At 65.1% G+C, this 19218-nt stretch carries 34 protein-coding genes; all 34 read right to left on the bottom strand.

The annotated features are described in order from the left end of the window. Nucleotides 1-41 precede the first annotated feature (41 nt). The gene (rplQ, locus tag AN478_RS03315) at nt 42-428 is read right to left on the bottom strand and encodes a 50S ribosomal protein L17 (protein WP_054965211.1); all 387 of its coding nucleotides are present in this window, start codon (nt 426-428) and stop codon (nt 42-44) included. Nucleotides 429-481: 53 nt separating this feature from the next. Next, nucleotides 482-1501 (bottom strand): DNA-directed RNA polymerase subunit alpha, encoded by a 1020-nt coding sequence (locus tag AN478_RS03310; protein ID WP_399353445.1) that lies wholly within the window; start codon nt 1499-1501, stop codon nt 482-484. 101 nt (nt 1502-1602) lie between these two features. After that, nucleotides 1603-2229 (bottom strand): 30S ribosomal protein S4, encoded by a 627-nt coding sequence (gene rpsD, locus AN478_RS03305; protein ID WP_054965209.1) that lies wholly within the window; start codon nt 2227-2229, stop codon nt 1603-1605. A gap of 27 nt (nt 2230-2256) precedes the next feature. Further along, nucleotides 2257-2655, bottom strand: a complete 399-nt coding sequence (gene rpsK, locus AN478_RS03300; protein ID WP_054965208.1) for a 30S ribosomal protein S11 — start codon at nt 2653-2655, stop codon at nt 2257-2259. A 30-nt stretch (nt 2656-2685) separates the two neighbouring features. Further along, nucleotides 2686-3042, bottom strand: a complete 357-nt coding sequence (rpsM, locus tag AN478_RS03295) for a 30S ribosomal protein S13 (RefSeq protein ID WP_054965207.1) — start codon at nt 3040-3042, stop codon at nt 2686-2688. Nucleotides 3043-3132: 90 nt separating this feature from the next. After that, nucleotides 3133-3246: a 50S ribosomal protein L36 gene (rpmJ, locus tag AN478_RS13455; protein ID WP_074471390.1), complete on the bottom strand. Its 114-nt coding sequence runs from the start codon at nt 3244-3246 to the stop codon at nt 3133-3135. 38 nt (nt 3247-3284) lie between these two features. Then, nucleotides 3285-3503 (bottom strand): translation initiation factor IF-1, encoded by a 219-nt coding sequence (gene infA, locus AN478_RS03290; protein WP_054965206.1) that lies wholly within the window; start codon nt 3501-3503, stop codon nt 3285-3287. A gap of 9 nt (nt 3504-3512) precedes the next feature. Next, nucleotides 3513-4154: an adenylate kinase gene (locus tag AN478_RS03285; RefSeq protein ID WP_054965514.1), complete on the bottom strand. Its 642-nt coding sequence runs from the start codon at nt 4152-4154 to the stop codon at nt 3513-3515. An 8-nt stretch (nt 4155-4162) separates the two neighbouring features. Further along, nucleotides 4163-5506, bottom strand: coding sequence for a preprotein translocase subunit SecY (secY, locus tag AN478_RS03280; protein WP_054965205.1), 1344 nt, complete (start codon nt 5504-5506; stop codon nt 4163-4165). A gap of 151 nt (nt 5507-5657) precedes the next feature. Further along, nucleotides 5658-6098, bottom strand: coding sequence for a 50S ribosomal protein L15 (rplO, locus tag AN478_RS03275; RefSeq protein ID WP_054965204.1), 441 nt, complete (start codon nt 6096-6098; stop codon nt 5658-5660). Next, complete coding sequence (gene rpmD / locus AN478_RS03270; protein WP_054965203.1) at nt 6095-6280, bottom strand: 50S ribosomal protein L30; 186 nt, start codon at nt 6278-6280, stop codon at nt 6095-6097. The genes rplO and rpmD overlap by 4 nt, the downstream gene beginning before the upstream one ends. Nucleotides 6281-6285: 5 nt before the next feature. Beyond that, nucleotides 6286-6798, bottom strand: a complete 513-nt coding sequence (gene rpsE / locus AN478_RS03265; RefSeq protein ID WP_054965202.1) for a 30S ribosomal protein S5 — start codon at nt 6796-6798, stop codon at nt 6286-6288. 14 nt (nt 6799-6812) lie between these two features. Further along, entirely contained in the window at nt 6813-7175 is a 363-nt protein-coding gene (rplR, locus tag AN478_RS03260) for a 50S ribosomal protein L18 (RefSeq protein ID WP_054965201.1), read from the bottom strand. Nucleotides 7176-7183: 8 nt separating this feature from the next. After that, entirely contained in the window at nt 7184-7714 is a 531-nt protein-coding gene (rplF, locus tag AN478_RS03255) for a 50S ribosomal protein L6 (RefSeq protein WP_054965200.1), read from the bottom strand. Nucleotides 7715-7727: 13 nt separating this feature from the next. Beyond that, on the bottom strand, nt 7728-8126 hold the full coding sequence (gene rpsH, locus AN478_RS03250; protein ID WP_054965199.1) for a 30S ribosomal protein S8: 399 nt from the start codon (nt 8124-8126) through the stop codon (nt 7728-7730). Nucleotides 8127-8139: 13 nt separating this feature from the next. Continuing rightward, nucleotides 8140-8325 carry a type Z 30S ribosomal protein S14 gene (locus tag AN478_RS03245; protein ID WP_054965198.1) on the bottom strand — a complete coding sequence of 62 codons (186 nt, stop codon included), beginning with the start codon at nt 8323-8325 and terminating at the stop codon, nt 8140-8142. 20 nt (nt 8326-8345) lie between these two features. After that, a complete protein-coding gene (rplE, locus tag AN478_RS03240) occupies nt 8346-8888 on the bottom strand; it encodes a 50S ribosomal protein L5 (protein WP_054965197.1) in 543 nt (180 codons plus the stop codon). Between the two features lie 11 nt (nt 8889-8899). Continuing rightward, complete coding sequence (rplX, locus tag AN478_RS03235) at nt 8900-9220, bottom strand: 50S ribosomal protein L24 (RefSeq protein WP_054965196.1); 321 nt, start codon at nt 9218-9220, stop codon at nt 8900-8902. A gap of 20 nt (nt 9221-9240) precedes the next feature. Then, the gene (rplN, locus tag AN478_RS03230; RefSeq protein ID WP_054965195.1) at nt 9241-9609 is read right to left on the bottom strand and encodes a 50S ribosomal protein L14; all 369 of its coding nucleotides are present in this window, start codon (nt 9607-9609) and stop codon (nt 9241-9243) included. Nucleotides 9610-9639: 30 nt separating this feature from the next. Beyond that, nucleotides 9640-9876, bottom strand: a complete 237-nt coding sequence (gene rpsQ, locus AN478_RS03225; RefSeq protein ID WP_399353433.1) for a 30S ribosomal protein S17 — start codon at nt 9874-9876, stop codon at nt 9640-9642. A 28-nt stretch (nt 9877-9904) separates the two neighbouring features. After that, the gene (rpmC, locus tag AN478_RS03220; protein WP_054965193.1) at nt 9905-10108 is read right to left on the bottom strand and encodes a 50S ribosomal protein L29; all 204 of its coding nucleotides are present in this window, start codon (nt 10106-10108) and stop codon (nt 9905-9907) included. 9 nt (nt 10109-10117) lie between these two features. Further along, nucleotides 10118-10534: a 50S ribosomal protein L16 gene (rplP, locus tag AN478_RS03215; RefSeq protein ID WP_054965192.1), complete on the bottom strand. Its 417-nt coding sequence runs from the start codon at nt 10532-10534 to the stop codon at nt 10118-10120. Between the two features lie 19 nt (nt 10535-10553). Then, nucleotides 10554-11228: a 30S ribosomal protein S3 gene (rpsC, locus tag AN478_RS03210; RefSeq protein WP_054965191.1), complete on the bottom strand. Its 675-nt coding sequence runs from the start codon at nt 11226-11228 to the stop codon at nt 10554-10556. 13 nt (nt 11229-11241) lie between these two features. Further along, the gene (rplV, locus tag AN478_RS03205; RefSeq protein WP_054965190.1) at nt 11242-11589 is read right to left on the bottom strand and encodes a 50S ribosomal protein L22; all 348 of its coding nucleotides are present in this window, start codon (nt 11587-11589) and stop codon (nt 11242-11244) included. Then, nucleotides 11589-11864 carry a 30S ribosomal protein S19 gene (gene rpsS / locus AN478_RS03200; RefSeq protein WP_054965189.1) on the bottom strand — a complete coding sequence of 92 codons (276 nt, stop codon included), beginning with the start codon at nt 11862-11864 and terminating at the stop codon, nt 11589-11591. The genes rplV and rpsS overlap by 1 nt, the downstream gene beginning before the upstream one ends. Before the next feature lie 27 nt (nt 11865-11891). Beyond that, the gene (rplB, locus tag AN478_RS03195) at nt 11892-12719 is read right to left on the bottom strand and encodes a 50S ribosomal protein L2 (protein WP_054965188.1); all 828 of its coding nucleotides are present in this window, start codon (nt 12717-12719) and stop codon (nt 11892-11894) included. Between the two features lie 15 nt (nt 12720-12734). Next, nucleotides 12735-13031, bottom strand: a complete 297-nt coding sequence (rplW, locus tag AN478_RS03190) for a 50S ribosomal protein L23 (protein ID WP_054965187.1) — start codon at nt 13029-13031, stop codon at nt 12735-12737. Then, complete coding sequence (gene rplD, locus AN478_RS03185; protein WP_054965186.1) at nt 13028-13645, bottom strand: 50S ribosomal protein L4; 618 nt, start codon at nt 13643-13645, stop codon at nt 13028-13030. The genes rplW and rplD overlap by 4 nt, the downstream gene beginning before the upstream one ends. Before the next feature lie 229 nt (nt 13646-13874). Next, entirely contained in the window at nt 13875-14510 is a 636-nt protein-coding gene (gene rplC / locus AN478_RS03180; protein ID WP_054965185.1) for a 50S ribosomal protein L3, read from the bottom strand. Between the two features lie 12 nt (nt 14511-14522). Then, a complete protein-coding gene (rpsJ, locus tag AN478_RS03175; protein ID WP_054965184.1) occupies nt 14523-14840 on the bottom strand; it encodes a 30S ribosomal protein S10 in 318 nt (105 codons plus the stop codon). 7 nt (nt 14841-14847) lie between these two features. Next, nucleotides 14848-16038, bottom strand: a complete 1191-nt coding sequence (gene tuf, locus AN478_RS03170; RefSeq protein WP_054965183.1) for an elongation factor Tu — start codon at nt 16036-16038, stop codon at nt 14848-14850. Between the two features lie 32 nt (nt 16039-16070). Continuing rightward, entirely contained in the window at nt 16071-18170 is a 2100-nt protein-coding gene (gene fusA / locus AN478_RS03165) for an elongation factor G (protein ID WP_054965182.1), read from the bottom strand. A 50-nt stretch (nt 18171-18220) separates the two neighbouring features. Next, on the bottom strand, nt 18221-18691 hold the full coding sequence (gene rpsG / locus AN478_RS03160) for a 30S ribosomal protein S7 (protein WP_054965181.1): 471 nt from the start codon (nt 18689-18691) through the stop codon (nt 18221-18223). 12 nt (nt 18692-18703) lie between these two features. After that, entirely contained in the window at nt 18704-19075 is a 372-nt protein-coding gene (rpsL, locus tag AN478_RS03155) for a 30S ribosomal protein S12 (protein WP_054965180.1), read from the bottom strand. Nucleotides 19076-19218 lie beyond the last annotated feature (143 nt).

Raw genomic sequence — 19218 nt, 5'->3', positions numbered from 1 at the left:
CAGGACCCGGCCCTTTTCTCCCCAGCTAGGCGATGGAGACCTTACTCGGCCTCGGCAGCCTCGGTCGCCTCGGGGCGATCCACGAGCTCGATGATGGCCATGGGGGCGTTGTCGCCCTCGCGGTAGCCCGCCTTCAGGATGCGCGTGTAGCCGCCGGAGCGTTGTTGAAACCGCGGCCCGAGGTCATCGAAGAGCTTGCCCACGATCCGCCGGTCCTGCAGCTTGGCGAAGGCCAGGCGCTTGCGGTGCACGGTGTTCTCCTTGGCCTTGGTGATCATGGGCTCCACGTAGCGGCGGAGCTCCTTGGCCTTGGGCACCGTGGTGGTGATCCGCTCGTGCTCGATCAGCGACTTGGCCTGGTTCTGAAGCAGGGCCTTGCGCTGGGAGGCGCGGCGATTCAGTTTCCGACCGGATTTGCGGTGACGCATGCTTGAGTCCCTTTATGATTCCTTGTCCGGCTTCGGCCGCCGGTGTCGGCCGTTCAGCCGACCTGCTGGTCGCCGTTGCCCTCCTCCTCCAGCTCGGGGAGGTTGTCGGGCGGCCAGTTCTCCAGTTTCATGCCCAGGGAAAGACCCATGGAGGCTAGCACCTCCTTGATCTCGTTCAGGGACTTCTTCCCGAAGTTGGGGGTCTTGAGCAGTTCCTGCTCGGTCTTCTGGACCAGGTCCCCGGTGAACCGGATGTTCTCCGCCTTCAGGCAGTTGGCCGACCGCACGGAGAGCTCCAGATCGTCGACGCTCTTGAGGAGGTTGGGATCAACCTCGGAACGCTCGCCCTCGCGGCTCTCGGTCGGGGCGGAGGGCGCCAACTCCACGAAGATGTTCAGCTGACTACGAAGTAGTTCGGCCGCGCGCCGGACCGCCTCTTCGGCGGAGAGGCCGCCGTCGGTGTCCACCTCCAGAATCAGCCGGTCGTAGTCCGTAACCTGGCCCACCCGGGCGTTCTCCACCTTGTAGGTGGCACGAGTGATGGGCGTGTAGGTGGCGTCCACGGGGATCACGCCGATAGTGGAGCTGCCGTCATCCTCCCGAAGGGCGGCGGGCTCATAGCCCCGCCCCCGCGACACGGTTACCTCCATGCTCAGGCTACCGCCCGAGGCGATGTGGGCGATCTCCAGGTCCGGATTGATCACCTCGGCGTCGGCGGGAACCTCGAAATCGGCGGCGGTAACCACCCCCTCACTGTCCTTGCTGAGGCGGAGGGTAATCTCCTCGTGGTCGCCGGAGATGGCCACCGTGAGACCCTTGAGGTTGAGGATGATGTCCACCACGTCCTCGCGGATGCCCTCGATGGACCCAAACTCGTGAAGGACCCCGTCGATCTGCACCTTGGTGACCGCCGTCCCCGGCATGGAGGACAGCAGGATCCGCCGCAGCGCGTTACCGAGGGTATGCCCGTAGCCACGCTCCAGCGGCTCGAGGGTCACCTTGGCCCCGCGATTCCCATTGGGCTCGATCTCGATGTTGTCCGGTGTAATCAAGGCGTCCGCCATGGCCGCCACTCCCTCTCGACGATCTGGAAGGGATGAGCGGGGACCGCGCAACGGGCCCCGCCGCATCGGGCTCGGAGGGGGTCACCGGGCGGCTTGCGCCCGGCAGCCCCTTACTTGGAGTAAAGCTCCACGATGAGGTGCTCGTTGACCGCGGAGGAAAGCTCCGAACGCTCGGGGATGGACTTCACCGTGCCCTTGAAGTTTCCGGCGTCCACCTGCAGCCACTCGGGCCGCCCCAGGTCCTCGGCCCGCTGGCCGGCCCCCTGGATGCGGCCCTGCTGGCGCGCACCCTCCGCCACGACGATCTCGTCCCCGGCGTTGACTTGGTAGGACGGGACATTCACCCGGCCGCCGTTCACCTGGACCTGGTTGTGCCGGATCACCTGCCGGGCCTCGGCGCGGGAGTTGGCGAAGCCCATCCGATAGACGATGTTGTCCAGGCGCCGCTCCAGGAGCTGCAGCAGCAGCTCGCCGGTATTGCCCTTGCGCCGAGCGGCTTCCTTGTACACGCGCCGGAACTGATCTTCCATGAGGCCGTAGGTACGGCGCACCTTCTGCTTTTCACGCAGCTGGAGACCGAACTCCGACTGCCGCCGCCGGCTCTGGCCCGCCTCTCCGGGCGGGTAGGGGCGCTTCTCGATGGCGCACTTGTCGGTGTAGCACTTCTCGCCCTTCAGGTAGAGCTTCTCGCCCTCCCGACGGCAGATGCGGCATTTGGGACCGGTATATTTCGCCAAGGCTAACTCCACACCCTCGTTGTTTGGTTACACCCGACGCTTCTTCGGCGGCCGGCAGCCGTTGTGGGGCAGGGGGGTCACATCGCGGATGCTGGTGATCTTGATACCCGCCGCGTGCAGGGAGCGAACGGCCGACTCCCGACCCGGCCCCGGTCCCTTCACCTCCACATCCAGGCTCTGGATCCCGTGCTCCTGCGCCACCCTGGCGGCCTGCTCCGCCGCGACCTGCGCGGCAAAGGGCGTGCTCTTACGCGAGCCCTTGAAGCCCGTGGCGCCCGGGGTGGACCAGCAGAGGGTGTTGCCCTGCCGGTCGGAGATGTTCACCAAGGTATTGTTGAAGGTGGCCTGGATGTGGGCCACCCCCTCGGCTACGTTCTTTTTGACTTTCTTCTTCGTGCGCGTGGCGCGGCGCTGTTGCTTTGCCATTTCCCGTTCACTGCCTCTGTGCTGGCCGCACTAGCGGTTGATCGGCTTGCGCGGCCCCTTCCGGGTGCGCGCATTGTTCTTGGTGTTCTGGCCCCGAACGGGCAGGCCTCGCCGGTGCCGGATTCCCCGGTAGCTGCCGATATCCCGGAGGCGCTTGATGTTCATGGTCACCTCGCGGCGCAGATCGCCCTCCACGGTGTACCCGTTCACCGTGTCGCGGATGGCCACCTCCTCGCTGTCGGTGAGATCCTTGACGCGTGTGGAGGGGTCCACCCCGGCCTGCTGGCAGATTTCCTTCGCTCGGGTGTGACCTACCCCATAGATGTAGGTCAGGGCAATCTCCACCCGCTTGCGCACGGGGATATTGACACCTGCAATGCGGGCCATAGGTATTCCTCGTATTCGCTACATATCCATCCGCTCCGCCTGCGTGGCGGAGGGAAAAGAATGAATTTTAGGCCAGCAACCGCCCTGCGGTCAACCTTGCCGCTGCTTGTGCCGCGGATCGGAGCAGATGATCCGGACCCGGCCCTTGCGCTTAATCACACGGCAGTTCCGACAGATCGGCTTAACCGACGCACGCACTTTCATCGCTTCTCTCCTCAGTCCCGACCGGCCTCACGTCCGGATCATTTCGCCCGGTATGTGATCCTGCCCCGGTTTAGGTCGTAGGGGGTGAGCTCCACGGTGACCTTGTCCCCGGGGAGGATCCGGATGTAGTTCTTCCGCATCTTTCCGGAGATGTGGGCGATCACCTCGTGGCCGTTCTCCAGCTCCACCCGAAAGGTGGCGTTGGGCAGGGTCTCCACGATCTCGCCCTGCATCTCGATGGTATCTTCCTTGGCCATACGTCCTCGTTACCCTGCCTCAGTGAGCCGAAGGATGTCGCCAAGCACCGTCTCGGGCTCCCGATCCCCGTCCACCTTGTGGTAGATCCCCTGCTGGCGGTAATAATCCACAAGGGGCTGGGTGCGCTCGGCGAACACCTCCAGACGCGAGCGGACGGTCTCTTCCTGGTCGTCCTCGCGCTGGTAGAGCTCGCCCCCGCATTCATCGCATACCCGGTCCTTGGCGGGCGGATGAAAGCGGACGTGGTAGGTGGCCCCGCAATCCCGGCAGATCAGCCGCCCGGAAAGCCGTTCCACCAGTGTCTCGTTATCCACGTCCACGTGGACCACCCGATCGAGCCGCTGGCCGATGGCCTCGAGCATCTCGTCCAGGGCCTCGGCCTGGGCAACGGTCCGAGGGAAGCCGTCCAGGATGTAGCCCTGTTGGGCATCGGGCTCCTGGAGGCGCTCCCGGATGATCTCCACCATGATCTCGTCGGGAACTAGGTCCCCGGCGTCCATGTAGGATTTCGCCTTCAGCCCGATGTCGGTGCCGTTGGCCACCGCGTTGCGCAAGATGTCGCCCGTGGCGATCTGGGGGATGCCCAGTCGCTGGGAGAGCATCTGCCCCTGGGTTCCCTTGCCGGCCCCCGGAGGGCCAAGTAGGACCATTCGGGTCATCAGCCTCGTCCACCTTTCAGTCGCGCCTTCCGCATCAGACCCTCGTACTGATGGGAGACCAGATGGGATTGGATCTGGTTGGCGGTATCCATGGTCACCGCCACGATGATCAGCAGGGACGTTCCGCCGAAGTAGAAGGGAACGTTCCAGTTAACGATCAGGAACTCGGGAAGCAGGCAGACGGCGGTCACGTACAGGGCACCGAAGAAGGTCAGCCGGGTCAGCACCCGATCCACGTAGTTGGCCGTCTGCTCCCCCGGCCGGATACCCGGGATGAAGCCACCGGACTTCTTCAGGTTGTCGGCCGTGTCCCGGGGATTGAAGACAATGGCCGTGTAGAAGAAGCAGAAAAAGATGATGGCGATGGAATACAGCACCACGTACAGCGGCTGACCGGGGGAGATGGCCTCCGCCGCCCGCTGCAGCCATCCCATGCCCTCCGAGGTCCCGAACCAATTGGCCGCGGTCACCGGGAACAGGATGATGCTGGAGGCGAAAATGGGGGGAATCACCCCGGCCATGTTCACCTTGAGGGGCAGATGGGTGCTCTGCCCGCCGAACATCTTCTGCCCCACCTGGCGCTTGGCGTACTGGATGGTGATCCGTCGTTGGGCCCGCTCCATGAAGACGATGAAACCGGTCACCGCCAGCGCCATCAGCAGCAGGAACAGCACGAACAAGGGTTGGAATTCCCCGGTGCGCGCAAGCTCCAGGGTGCCGTACAGGGCCGAAGGCAATCCGGACACGATGGCGGCGAAGATGATCAGCGAGATGCCGTTGCCGATGCCCTTCTCGGTGATGCGCTCTCCCAGCCACATCAGGAAGGTGGTTCCGGCCACCAGGGTGATCACAGTGGTGGCCCGGAAGCCCCAGCCCGGATCGAGGACCACCTGGCTACCGCCGGATTCCATGGACTCCAGGGCGATGGATACGCCCAGCCCCTGAAAGGTGGCCAGGGCCACCGTAAGATAGCGCGTGTAGACGTTGATCTTCCGCCGCCCGGCTTCCCCCTCCTTCTTCAGCTGCTCCAGCTTGGGTGAAACCACCGTCCCGAGCTGGAGAATGATGGAGGCGGAGATGTACGGCATGATGCCGAGGGCGAAAACCGTCAGCCGGGACAGGGCCCCCCCGGAGAACATGTCGAACAGCCCGAGCATCGACCCCTGCTGCTGGCTGAAGAAGTTCGCCAGCGCATCGGGGTCGATGCCCGGGGTGGGGATATGTGCGCCGATCCGGTACACGATCAGGGCGCCGAGGACGAACAGAATTCGCCGCTTGAGCTCGTCGACCTTGGTCAGGTTACCGACCTGGGCGAGCCCGCCGAGGCTGCTCCCGACTGCCATGGGTTATCCCGCCTTGTTCATGAGGAATTCCAGCGCTTGCGAACCGTCCCCAGGGGACGGCCATTGGCTGCCGGCAGGCGGGGGCGCTCAGCCCCCTGCCGTCGGGCCGGGGCACCCTTCCCGGCCGCGTGAAACGGGGAAGGGGAGGGGATCAGCCCTCCACCACGGTGCCGCCAGCGCCCTCCACGGCTTTCCGGGCGCCCCCGGTAACCTTGCTCAGCTTCACCGTGACCCGCCGCTCCAGGTTCCCGGAGCCCAGCAGCTTGGCCCAGCGGTCGGCGGTCTTCATGATCCCGGCCTGGCGCAGGGTTTCCTCGGTGATCTCGGCCCCGTCCTCAAAGGCGTTCAGGTGATCCAGGCGGATCTCCGCGTAGCGCTCGGCAAAGCGGTTGTGGAAGCCTCGCTTCGGCAGGCGGCGCTGCAGGGGCATCTGCCCGCCCTCGAAGCCCGCCTTGATGGAGCCGCCGGAGCGTGCCTTCTGCCCCTTGTGGCCCTTAGCGGAGGTCTTGCCCCAGCCCGAGGACTCCCCCCGGCCGACCCGCTTGCGCGCCTTGCGGCTACCCGGTGCCGGCTTCAGCTCGTTGATCTTCATGCTGGCTCCTCGACTCGCACGAGGTGGGCGACCGCGCGGACCATGCCGCGGACCTGCGGGGTGTCCTCCCGCTCCACGGTATGGTTCATCCGGCGCAGCCCCAGCCCACGGAGGGTGGCGCGGTGCTTCTGCTTCGAGCCGATGGGGCTCTTGGTAAGGGTTATCCGGATGGTACCTGCCATCGTCTCTAGCTCCAGATCTCGTCCACGGGCTTGCCCCGCTTGGCGGCCATCTGCTCCGGGCTGACCATCTGGTCCAGGGCATCGAAGGTGGCCCGCACCACGTTCACCGGGTTCGACGACCCGAGGGACTTGGCGAGGACGTCTTTGATCCCCATCACCTCCATTACGGCGCGCACCGGGCCGCCGGCGATGATGCCGGTACCAGGGCTCGCGGGCTTGAGAAGGACGCGGGCGCCGGCGTGGGTCCCCTCCACGGTGTGGAAGAGGGTATCCCCATGCAGGGGATAGTGCCGCATGTGCTTGCGGGCCTGATCCATGGCCTTCGAGATGCCGTCGGGCACCTCCCGGGCCTTGCCCCGACCGAAGCCCACTTTTCCTTCGCCGTCGCCAACGACAGCGAGGGCCGCAAACCGGAACTGGCGACCGCCCTTGACGGCTTTGGCCGCGCGGTTGATGTTAACCAGCTTTTCCTGCAGATCGTCCGCCGGGGTGTCGGCTTTTGGATTCGCGCCTGCCACAACCGTCTCCTTTTCTAGAACTTCAGGCCGTTCTCGCGCGCGGCCTCGGCGAGGGCCTTGACCCGGCCGTGGTACTGAAACCCGCCCCGGTCAAAGGCCACGTCGCCGACCCCGGCCTGTTTGGCCCGCTCGGCAAGCGTAGCGCCCACCTTTTTGGCGGCCTCAACGTTGCCGCTCTGGGTCAGGTCCTTGGCGAGCTCCGTGTCCACGGTGGACGCGCTCGCCAGGGTGTGGCCCTGCTGGTCGTCGATGATCTGGGCGTAGATGTGCTTGGAGGACCGGAAAACGGCCAGCCGAGCTTTCCCCTGCTCGCGGATCTTCGCGCGGGCCTTGCGGGCGCGCCGTTGCCTGCGATGATTCTTCGTGATCTTGCTCATGGCTCCGCCTACTTCTTCTTGGCTTCTTTGCGGATAATGCGCTCATCCGCGAGGCGAATTCCCTTGCCCTTGTAAGGCTCGGGAGGCCGATAGCTGCGGATGTCGGCGGCAACCTGACCGACGGCTTCCTTGCTCGCCCCGCGAACCACCACCGCATTGCCCTCCACGGAGACGGACACCCCTTCCGGGATCTCGTAGGCCACCGGATGGGAAAAGCCAAGCTGCAGGTTAAGGGTCTGGCCCTTGGCGTCGGCGCGGTAACCGACCCCGTTGATCTCCAGGCGCCGCTCGAAGCCTTCGTTGACGCCGGTGACCATGTTGTTCACCAGCGAGCGCATGGTGCCCGCGAAGGCCACGGATTTCCGGGAGGTGTCGGTGGGGCGGAAGCGCAGGGCGCCTTCCTCCTCCTCAATGCGGACCCGCGGGTGCACGGGCTGCTCCAGCTCGCCCTGGGGGCCCGTCACTCGGATGGTATCGGGCTCAATCTTGACCTCGACCTTTTCCGGGACCCGCACGGGGGCATTTGCGATACGGGACATGGGTCCGTTCCCCTCAGTAGACGGTGCAGAGTAGCTCGCCGCCGATGTTCTCGGCCCGCGCTTGGCGATCGGTCATCACGCCCTTGGACGTGGTGAGGATCACCACCCCCAGGCCGCGGAGGACCTTGGGGATCTCGTCGGCGCCGGCGTAACGGCGGAGGCCAGGGCGGCTCGCCCGCTGGAGGTAGGTGATCACCGGCTCGCCTTTGAAGTACTTGAGCTCGACGGTAAGGGTGCGCTTACCGTTCCCCTCGTCGTGCTCCTCATGGCCGGCGATGAACCCTTCCTCCTGAAGGATGCGGGCGACGGCGGTTTTCAGCTTCGAGGCCGGCATGCTGACCGTGTGTTTTTCGGCCATCTGCCCGTTGCGGATACGGGTCAGCATGTCGGCGATAGGGTCGGTCATGCTCATTGCTCAGCCCCCACTACCAGCTGGACTTCGTCACGCCCGGAACCTCGCCCTTCAGGGCGTGCTTCCGGAGGCAGAGCCGGCACAGTCCGAACTTCCGATAATAGGCGCGCGCACGTCCGCAGTTGTTGCAGCGGTTGTATTCCCGCACCGTGAACTTCTGCTTGCGCTTGGCCTTGGCGATTAACGATTTCCGTGGCACGGCCTACCTCACTTCTTTACTTAGTTCCGGAACGGCATACCGAAACCGTCGAGGAGGGCCTTGGCTTCCTCGTCGGTGGGTGCCGTCGTGGAAAAGATGATGTCCATTCCCCGGACGCGATCGATCTTCTCGTAATCCACCTCGGGGAAGATGATCTGTTCGGTCACGCCCATGGCATAGTTGCCTTGGCCGTCGAAGGAATTGCCGTTCAGGCCGCGGAAATCGCGGATCCGGGGCAAAGCCACCTGAATGAAGCGCTCGAGGAACTCGTACATCCGCTCGCGCCGCAGCGTGACCTTGCACCCCACCGGCATGCCAGCCCGGATCTTGAAACCGGCCACGGACTTCCGCGCCCGCGTCACCATGGGCTTCTGGCCGGTGACGGCCGTCAGCTCCTCCATGGCGTTATCCAGAGCGGAGCGGTCCCGCGCGGCGTCCCCGACCCCCATGTTGATGGTGATCTTATCCAGCCGGGGAACCTGCATGGGGCTGGCGTAGCCGAACTCCTTCAACAGCCGGGGAGCGAGCTCCTCCTTGTAGCGCTGCTGTAACCGGGCTTGCATCGCCGACACTCCTAACTGTCCAATGCCTCGCCGCAGGAACGGCATACCCGAACCTTGCGACCATCCTCGAGGGTCTTGAATCCGATCCGGACACCCTTGTTACAGGTCCGGCAGAAGGGGTTCACCTTGGACAAATCCAAGGCTGCCTCCCGCTCCTGGATCCCCCCCGCGATTCCTGCCTGCGGGTTGGGCCGGACGTGCCGCTTCACCATGTTCGCGTTGGCGACCACCACCCGGTTATCCCGGGGGAGAACCCGTTGCACGGTGCCGCGCTTGCCGGCGTCCTTCCCGCTGCGGACGACCACATCGTCGCCTTTCTTAATTCTTTGCATCTGCCACTCTCCCGCGGGCTTTACAGGACTTCCGGGGCCAGGGATATGATCTTCATGAAGTTCTTGGACCGGAGCTCACGGGTAACCGGACCGAAGATCCGGGTGCCGATCGGCTCGAGGGAGTCGTTGAGCAGGACCGCCGCGTTCCGGTCGAACCGGATCACGGAACCGTCCTGCCGCCGCACGCCCTTCGCGGAGCGGACCACCACCGCGTTGTAGACCCCGCCCTTCTTGACGCGGCCGCGGGGGGCGGCCTCCTTGACGGTCACCTTGATCACATCGCCGATGTTCGCGAATCGCCGCTTGGAGCCGCCGAGCACCTTGATGGCCTGTACCTCGCGGGCCCCGCTGTTATCGGCAATCCCTAGACGGGTTTGCATCTGAATCATTAGCTATCTCCCCTCAGGGCTCGGCGCGGCCTAGACCTGGACGGCCTTCTCCACGACTTCCACGAGGCGCCAGGCCTTGTTCTTGGAGACCCTCCGGGCCTCTTCGACGGTCACGAAGTCGCCTTCCTGGCAGGTGTTCTCCGGGTCGTGGACGTGGAGCTTGGTGGAGCGCCGCACGTACTTGCCGTAGAGCTCGTCCGGCCGCCGGTAATTCACGCGGACCACGGCGGTCTTTTCGCCCTTGTTACTGACCACGACGCCATTCATCCGGCGCTTACGGGTTTCCTGAGCCATGTTATTCCGCCGCCTCGACCTGTTCGTTCATCACCGTCTTGACCTGGGCGATCTCCCGGCGAACCTGGCGCATCCGGGCCGTGTTCTCCAGTTGACCGGTGCTGTGCTGGAAGCGCAGGTTGAACTGCTCGTCCCGCAGGTCCTTGAGCTTCTGCGCCCGATCTTCCGCGCTCAGGTTCCGAATCTCCTCAACTTTGCTCGCCATCACCGCCTCCTAGTTTCCGCCGCCGCGGCTGACGAACCGGGTCTTGAAGGGGAGCTTAGCGGAGGCGCGCCGCATGGCCTCCTGGGCGATGTCCTCGGGAACCCCTTCCAGCTCGTAGAGGATCCGGCCCGGCTGCACCTGGGCCACCCAGAACTCCGGGTTGCCCTTGCCCTTGCCCATGCGGACCTCCGCCGGCTTTTTGGACACCGGCTTGTCGGGGAAGACCCGGATCCACACCTTGCCCCGCCGCTTGATGTGGCGGGTGATGGCGATACGGGCGGCCTCGATCTGGCGGCTGGTGATCCGACCGCGCCCGGTGGCCTTCAGGGCGTAGGACCCAAAACTGACCTTGTCGCCCCGGTACGCCAGGCCGCGGTTGCGCCCCTTTTGCTGCTTCCGATACTTGGTCTTGTTCGGCTGTAGCATGGCCTCTTCTCCAGTGCGCCTAGCCGGCCTGGGCCTGAGCGGAGGTGGAGGCGGAGGTTTCCTGCTCCTCGAGCACCTCGCCCTTGAAGATCCACACCTTCACGCCGATCACACCGTAGGTGGTCTTGGCCTCGGCCAGACCGTAATCGATATCGGCGCGCAGGGTGTGCAGAGGCACGCGGCCTTCCCGGTACCATTCGGTGCGAGCGATCTCGGCGCCACCAAGGCGTCCGCCGGCGGAGATCTTGATGCCCTGGGCACCGAGCCGCATGGCGTTACCCACGGCGCGCTTCATGGCCCGCCGGAAGGAGACCCGCCGCTCCAACTGCTGGGCGACGTTCTCCGCCACCAGCATGGCCTCGGTCTCGGGCTTGCGGATCTCCTCGATATTGATATGGATCTGCTCCGAGGAGAGCTTCTGCACCGCACGGCGCAGCTTCTCGATGTCCTCGCCCTTCTTGCCGATCACCATGCCCGGACGCGCGGTATAAATGCTGATCCGGGCGTTACGGGCCGGGCGCTCGATCACCACCTTGGAGACGGCGGCATGCCGGAGCCGGTCCTCAATGAAGTTGCGGATCCGGATGTCCTCGGCGAGCTGGTCGGAGTATTCCTTGCGCTCCGCCAGCCAGCGGGAATCCCAATTCTTGACGATCCCCAGGCGCATCCCGATCGGGTGGACTTTCTGTCCCATAGCGTGCGTCCCTTTATGCCTGCGCCACCACGATGGTGATGTGGCTGGTGGGCTTCTGGATCATGGTGGCCCGTCCCATCGCCCGGGGCCGAAACCTTTTCAGGGCCGGGCCCTCATTCACGAACGCTTCCTTGACGACGAGCTGATCCACGTCCAGCCCCTCGTTGTGCTCTGCGTTCGAGATGGCGGAATCCAGGGTCTTGCGGACGTAGTGGGCCGGTTTCTGCCGCTCGAAGGTGAGGTATTCCAGCGCCTTCTCGACCGGCTTGCCGCGGATCTGGTCCACCACCAGACGGGTCTTGCGCGGAGAAAGCCGCACTGACCGGGTTATGGCCCGTGCTTCAAGCTTTTCTTCACTCATTACCGACGCGCCTTCTTGTCCACTTTATGCCCCCGGAAATTGCGGGTAGGGGCAAATTCCCCGAGCTTGTGCCCGACCATGTTCTCGTTGACGGCCACCGGGATGTGCTGCCGACCGTTATGGACGGCGATGGTGAGACCAATCATCTCCGGCGTAATCGTCGAACGCCGCGACCAGGTCTTGATCGGTTTCTTGTCGCCCCCCGCCGAGGCCGTTTCCACCTTTTTCACCAGGTGGTCGTCGACGAAGGGCCCTTTCTTGATTGAACGAGGCATCGATACGCTCCCTCTTGCCGCGCGGGCCTACTTCTTCTTTCGGCGACGGACGATCAGCTTTTCCGTGCGCTTGTTGTTGCGGGTACGGTGGCCCTTGGTGGGCTGCCCCCAGGGGGTCACCGGGTGACGACCGCCCTTGGTGTGCCCCTCGCCGCCACCATGGGGGTGGTCGACCGGGTTCATGGAAACGCCCCGCACCTTGGGCCGGTGACCCCGCCAACGGCTTGCGCCCGCCTTGCCAAGCACCTGGTTGGCGTGGTCCGAATTGCCCACCTCGCCGATTACCGCACGACAGTCAACGCTCACGCGGCGGACCTCGCCGGAGGCCATGCGAATCTGGGCCTCCCGGCCCTCGCGGGCGAGCAGCTGGGCGCTGGCTCCGGCGGAGCGGGCAATCTGGCCGCCCTTACCGGGCTTGAGCTCGACGTTATGGATTACCGTCCCGGTAGGGATGTTCCGGATCGGTAAGCAATTGGCCGGGCGGATGGGCGCTTCCTCGCCAGACTGGATCTGGTCGCCCACCTTGATGTTGCGAGGCGCAATAATATAACGCTTTTCGCCGTCGCCGTACACCACCAGTGCCAAATGAGCGCTGCGGTTGGGATCGTATTCCAGGCGCTCAATCCGCCCCGGAATGCCGTCCTTGTCCCGCTTGAAATCGACGATGCGCAGGCGCCGCTTATGCGCTCCGCCCCGCCGCCGCACCGAGATCCGTCCGCCGTCGTTGCGGCCGTCGGTCCGGGTCTTCTTGACGATGAGGCTCTTTTCCGGCTCTCCCTTGTGGAGCTCCGGCTGCAGCACCGTGATCCGGTAACGGCTCCCGGGAGAGGTGGGTTTGCGTTTCTTGGTCGGCATTCGAGGCTCCTACCCTTATTCCGCGCCGAAGAAGTCGATGTCCTGCCCCTCGCTGAGGCGGACGTAGGCCTTCTTCCAATCCTTCCGGCGCCCTTGGATGCGACCGAAACGCTTGGGCTTGCCCTTCACGTTGGCGGTCTGGACTTTCTCCACATCGACCCCGAAGCGATCCTCCACGGCCTTCTTGATCTCCCGCTTGGTGGCATCGGGGGCCACCACGAAGGCAATCTGGTTGCCCTCGGCGCGGAGCCGCGTGGATTTCTCGGTGACGATGGGCGCACGCAGCACCTGGGTCAGCCGTTCGTGGTTCATGAGAGGCGTTCCTCCAGCTCGCGCAGGGCACTCTCGGTGGTCACCACCTTGGCGTGCGACACCAGGGCGAGGGCCCCGACTTGGTTGCTCGGCATCACGGCCACCCGCGGCAGGTTGCCGCCGGCGCGGGCAACGGCCTCATCGCCCGAGGGGGTGATGACGAGGGCATCCTCGGCCTCAAGTGCCTTGAGGGTGCTGGCCAGCTCCCGGGTCTTTCCTTCCTTCACCCCGAGGTCCTCCACCACGAGCAGCTCCTCCCGCCGTGCGAGCTCGGAGAGCATCGAACGGAGCGCCCCTTGCCGCATCTTCTTGTTCACCTTCTGGGCGTAGGAGCGCGGCGTCGGGCCAAAAACCGTGCCGCCGCCACGCCACAGCGGGCTGCGGATGGTACCGGCCCGGGCGCGCCCGGTACCCTTCTGGCGCCAGGGCTTGCGCCCCCCGCCGGCCACCTCGCCACGGGTCTTGGTATCGTGGTTCCCGGTCCGCTGTCCGGCCAGGGTGGCCTGAACCACCTGATGGACCAGCCCCTCGCGGAAGGGGACGCCGAAGACCTCGTCGGCCAGTTGGGCCGTGCCCTTATCCTCGTTCGTAGGGGTCTTTACTGGGATCTGCATGGTTTTCCCTTTCAGCCCGCCGTAGTCACCGGGGTACTCGATTGCGATTCGCAGAGGCGCGCCGGCCGGTTGGTACCGGACCGGCTACGCGCCCATCCCTTACCCGGGTCGGTGTCGGTTCGTGCGACCGCACTTGCGGCGCACTCCCGGGCAAGGACCACCTCCCGGTGTTAGCGCTGAATTTCCTGTTTTCTCCATGAAGGGGCCGGGCTCTGACCCCCTCGGAAAATTACGCCTTTACGGAGGGGCGGACGAGGACGTCGGAGTCCTTCGCGCCGGGTATCGCGCCCCGCACCAGCAGGACGTTGCGCTCCGTGTCCACCCGGACCACTTCCAGATTCTGCTGGGTGGTCTTGCGTCCGCCCATCTGCCCGGCCATCTTCTTGCCCTTGAACACCCGACCGGGGTCCTGCATCTGCCCGATCGAGCCGGCCTTGCGGTGGATCTTGTGGGCACCGTGGGTAGCGGGACCTCCGCCGAAGTTCCACCGCTTCATCGTCCCCGCGTAGCCTCGGCCTTTGGTAATGCCGCTAATGTCCACGCGCTGACCCGACTCGAACCGGTCCAGCTCCAGGGTCCCACCGGTCTCGGGAAGCTCCTCGCCCTCGGCGGGACGGAACTCCCGGGTGATTCGGCCTGGAGCGACCCCGGCCTTGGCCGCGTGGCCGGCGAGGGGCTTGGGCGTCCGATGGGGTTTCCGCTCCCCGGCGGCCACTTGTACCGCCGCGTAGCCGTCCCGTCCGGGTTCCTTTACCTGGGTGACGCGGTTGGGGGTCACCTCGATCACCGTCACGGGAACGCTTTCCCCGGTCTCGGTGAACACACGGGACATCCCGATCTTTTTTCCGATTACACCGATAGCCATGAGCTGATCCCGCTAGAGCTTGATCTGTACGTCGACGCCGGCCGCCAGGTCCAGCTTCATCAGGGCGTCCACCGTCTGGTCGGTGGGGTCCACGATGTCCAGCAGCCGCTTGTGGGTGCGGCACTCGAACTGGTCCATGCCGCGCTTATCCACGTGAGGGGACCGCAGGACGGTGAACTTCTCCACCCGCGTAGGAAGCGGAACGGGGCCTTGCACACGGGCCCCGGTACGCTTGGCCGTATTGACGATTTCCGCCGCCGAATGGTCCAGAAGCTTGTGATCGTAGGCCTTGAGGCGGATGCGAATCTTTTGCTGTTTTACGACGGCCATATGGAATTTACTCCAGGATTTCGGCGACCACGCCGGCGCCCACGGTGCGACCGCCCTCGCGGATGGCGAAGCGCAGGCCGTCCTCCATGGCGATGGGAGCGATCAGGTTGACTTCCATGGTCACGTTGTCGCCCGGCATCACCATCTCCGTGCCCTCGGGCAGGGTGCAGGTGCCGGTAACGTCCGTGGTCCGGAAGTAGAACTGCGGCCGGTAGCCCGCAAAGAACGGCGTGTGGCGGCCGCCCTCTTCCTTCTTCAGGACGTAGACCTCGGCCTTGAAACGGGTGTGCGGGGTGATGGAGCCGGGCTTGGCCAGCACCTGGCCGCGCTCCACGTCCTCGCGCTTGATGCCCCGCAGCAGGCAGCCCACGTTGTCACCCGCCTCGCCTTCGTCGAGCAGCTTGCGGAACATCTCGACGCCGGTGACGGTGGTCTTGGCGGTGTCCTTGAGGCCGACGATCTCCACCTCGTCCCCGGTGTGGATCTTGCCCCGCTCCACACGGCCGGTCACCACGGTGCCGCGGCCGGAGATGGAGAACACGTCCTCGATGGGCATCAGGAAGTCCTGGTCCACCGGGCGTTCCGGGGTGGGGATGTATTCGTCCATGGCGGTGGCCAGCTTGTTGATGGCCTCCTCGCCGTGCTCCCCGGTGTCCCCTTCCAGGGCCTTCAGGGCGGAGCCCACGACCACCGGCGTATCGTCGCCGGCGAAGTCGTACTCGTCGAGCAGCTCGCGGACTTCCATCTCGACGAGCTCGAGCAGCTCCTCGTCGTCCACCATGTCGGCCTTGTTCAGGAACACCACGATCTGCGGCACGCCCACCTGGCGGGCCAGCAGGATGTGCTCCCGGGTCTGCGGCATCGGGCCGTCGGCCGCGGAGACCACCAGGATGGCGCCGTCCATCTGCGCCGCGCCGGTGATCATGTTCTTCACGTAGTCGGCGTGCCCGGGGCAGTCCACGTGCGCGTAGTGGCGGTTGGAGGTCTCGTACTCCACGTGCGCCGTGGCGATGGTGATGCCCCGCTCACGCTCCTCGGGGGCGTTGTCGATGTCCGTGAACTCACGGCTCTCGCCGCCGTACTCCGAGGACAAAACCTTGGTCATGGCCGCCGTCAGGGTGGTCTTCCCGTGGTCCACGTGACCAATGGTGCCCACGTTCACGTGCGGCTTGGTGCGCTCAAACTTCTCCTTGGACATGGCGTGTCCCTCCCCTCAAGCGGTCCGTTCGCCTAGCCGTGGGCCTTGGCGATGATCTCTTTGGCAACGCTCTGCGGCACTTCCGCGTAGCTGCTCGGCTGCATCGTGTAGGTGGCGCGGCCCTGGGTCAGCGACCGCAGGGTGGTGGCGTAGCCGAACATCTCGGCGAGCGGCACCTCGGCGCTGACCACCTTGCCGGCTTTGCTGTCCTCCATGGAGCCCACATGGCCGCGCCGGCTGTTGAGGTCGCCGATGACATCGCCCATGAACTCCTCGGGCGTAACCACCTCGACTTCCATCATGGGCTCGAGCAGCACCGGGTCGGCCTTTCGGGCGCCCTCCTGCAAAGCCTGCGAGCCGGCGATCTTGAAGGCCGCCTCGCTGGAGTCCACTTCGTGGAAGGTGCCGTCGAACAGGGTCACCTTGACGTCCACCATGGGGTAGCCCGCCAGGATGCCGTTATCCAGGGCCTCGCGCGCACCCTGATTCACCGCGGGGATGTACTCCTTGGGCACCACGCCGCCGACGATCTTGTCGACAAACTCGTAGCCCGCACCCTGCTCGTTGGGCTCGATGTTGAGGAAAACGTGACCGTACTGGCCGCGACCGCCGGACTGGCGGATGAATTTCCCTTCCTGCTCCACCGGCTTGCGGATGGTCTCCCGATAGGCAACCTGGGGCTGGCCGACGTTGGCCTCCACGTTGAACTCGCGCTTGAGGCGGTCAACGATCACCTCCAGGTGCAGCTCCCCCATGCCGGAGATCACGGTCTGACCGCTCTCCTCGTCCGTGCGCACCTGGAAGGAGGGGTCCTCCTGGGCCAGCTTACCGAGCGCCGTACCAAGCTTCTCCTGGTCGGCCTTGGACTTGGGCTCGATGGCCACGGAGATCACCGGGTCGGGGAATTCCATCCGCTCCAGGATGATCTGATTCTTGGGGTCGCACAGGGTCTCGCCGGTCCCGGTGTTCTTGAGCCCCACGGCGGCGAAGATGTCGCCGGCGTGCACCTCGGTAACCTCTTTCCGCTCGTTGGAGTGCATGTGCAGCAGGCGGCCGATGCGCTCCTTCTTGTTCTTAAGCGGGTTGAAGAGGTTGGCACCGGAGGAAAGGCTCCCCGAATAGCAGCGCATGAAAGTCAGCTGGCCGGCGTAGGGGTCGGTGGCCACCTTGAAGGCGAGGGCCGAGAAGGGCTCCTCGTCGTCGGGGTGGCGCTCCAACTCCTCGCCGGAGTCGGGATCGTCACCCTTGATGGCGGGGATATCGCTCGGGCTGGGCATGAACTCGATCACGCCGTCGAGTAGCGACTGGACGCCCTTGTTCTTGAAGGCGGTGCCGCAGTAGACGGGGACGATCTGCTGGGCCAGGGTGGCCATGCGCAGACCTTTAAGCACCTCTTCGTCGGAGAGCTCGCCCTCCTCGAGGTACTTCTCCATCAGCTCTTCGTCGCCCTCTGCGGCGGCCTCCACCAGCGTCTCGCGATACTCCTGGGCGAGCTCCTGGAGATCAGCGGGGATCTCGGATTCGGTGAAGTTGGCCCCCATGGTCTCCATGTCCCAATGGATGGCCTTCATCCGCAGGAGGTCCACCACGCCCTCGAACTCCTCCCCAGCGCCTATGGGGAGGGTCACCGCGACGGGGCGGGCGCCAAGCTGACTCTTCATCTCATCGACGACGTTGTAGAAGTCCGCGCCCATACGGTCCATCTTGTTGACGAACGCCATGCGCGGAACTTCATACTTGTCGGCCTGGCGCCAGACCGTTTCGGACTGCGGCTCCACCCCGCCCACGGCACAGAAGACGGCGATGGCGCCGTCCAGCACCCGGAGGGAGCGCTCCACCTCAATGGTGAAGTCCACGTGGCCAGGGGTGTCGATGATGTTGATGCGGTGCTCGGGAAACTGCTGCTCCATCCCGCGCCAGAAGCAGGTAGTGGCGGCGGAGGTGATGGTAATGCCGCGCTCCTGCTCCTGCTCCATCCAATCCATCACCGACGCACCGTCGTGCGTCTCCCCCATCTTGTGGGAGATGCCGGTGTAAAACAGGATTCGTTCGGTAGCGGTCGTCTTACCGGCATCGATGTGGGCCATGATGCCGATGTTGCGATACCGCTCCAGGGGGGTCTTCCTAGCCACGGCGGGAGCCTCTTGGTCCGTCTACGTACAAAATTCGGATTTCTTCCGCGTTACCAGCGGTAGTGGGCGAAGGCCTTGTTGGCCTCGGCCATCTTGTGCGTCTCCTCGCGCTTGCGCACGGCGCCGCCACGGCCGTCGGCGGCCTCCATCACCTCGCTGGCCAGGCGCTGCGGCATGCTCTTCTCCTGGCGCTGCCGCGCGTACTGCACGAGCCAGCGCATGGCGAGCGCCGTGCGCCGCTGGGCGCGCACTTCCACAGGGACCTGGTAGGTGGCCCCGCCCACGCGGCGGCTCTTGACCTCCACCACGGGACGGATGTTCTCCAGCGCCGTCTCGAACACCTCCACAGGGTCCTCACCCTTGGAATCGCGGATCTGATCGAACGCGCGGTAGAGGGTTCGCTCGGCGGTGTTTTTCTTCCCGTCGCGCATGAGGTGGTTAATGAACTTGGCCGCCGTTTTCGATCCGTACTTCGGATCCGGCAGCACCTCGCGCTTCGGTACCTCACGTCTCCTGGGCATCTTACCTTCCCTCTACTTCGGGCGCCGGGCGCCGTATTTCGAGCGTGCCTGCCGGCGGTCGCTCACCCCGGCGGTATCCAGGGCACCGCGGACCACGTGATAGCGCACACCCGGAAGGTCCTTCACCCGGCCACCGCGCACCAGGACAACGGAGTGCTCCTGGAGGTTGTGCCCCTCACCAGGGATGTACGTACTCACCTCTTTGCCGTTGGTGAGCCGCACGCGCGCCACCTTGCGCAGCGCCGAGTTCGGCTTCTTGGGCGTTGCGGTGTAAACCCGGGTGCATACGCCACGGCGCTGCGGACAGGAGTCCAGCGCGGGGGTATTGCTCTTCTCTTCGACCTTCTTGCGCCGCTTGCGCACCAACTGGTTGATGGTCGGCATGCGACTCGCTCCCTTCAAAATAAATGACAGGCCGCTATCGGCCCGTCATGGGAAAGCGGGGAATTGTAGTTTGCGTCCAACGTACTGTCAAGGTAAGGGCCCGGCGGGCCGCGGGCCCGCCGGCGCGTCCGTTACCGGCCGCG

The sequence above is a fragment of the Thiohalorhabdus denitrificans genome, from assembly GCF_001399755.1.
Lineage (GTDB): Bacteria > Pseudomonadota > Gammaproteobacteria > Thiohalorhabdales > Thiohalorhabdaceae > Thiohalorhabdus > Thiohalorhabdus denitrificans.
Note: the sequence above shows the minus strand (reverse complement) of the source record. Positions and strands in the feature narration are given on the sequence as shown.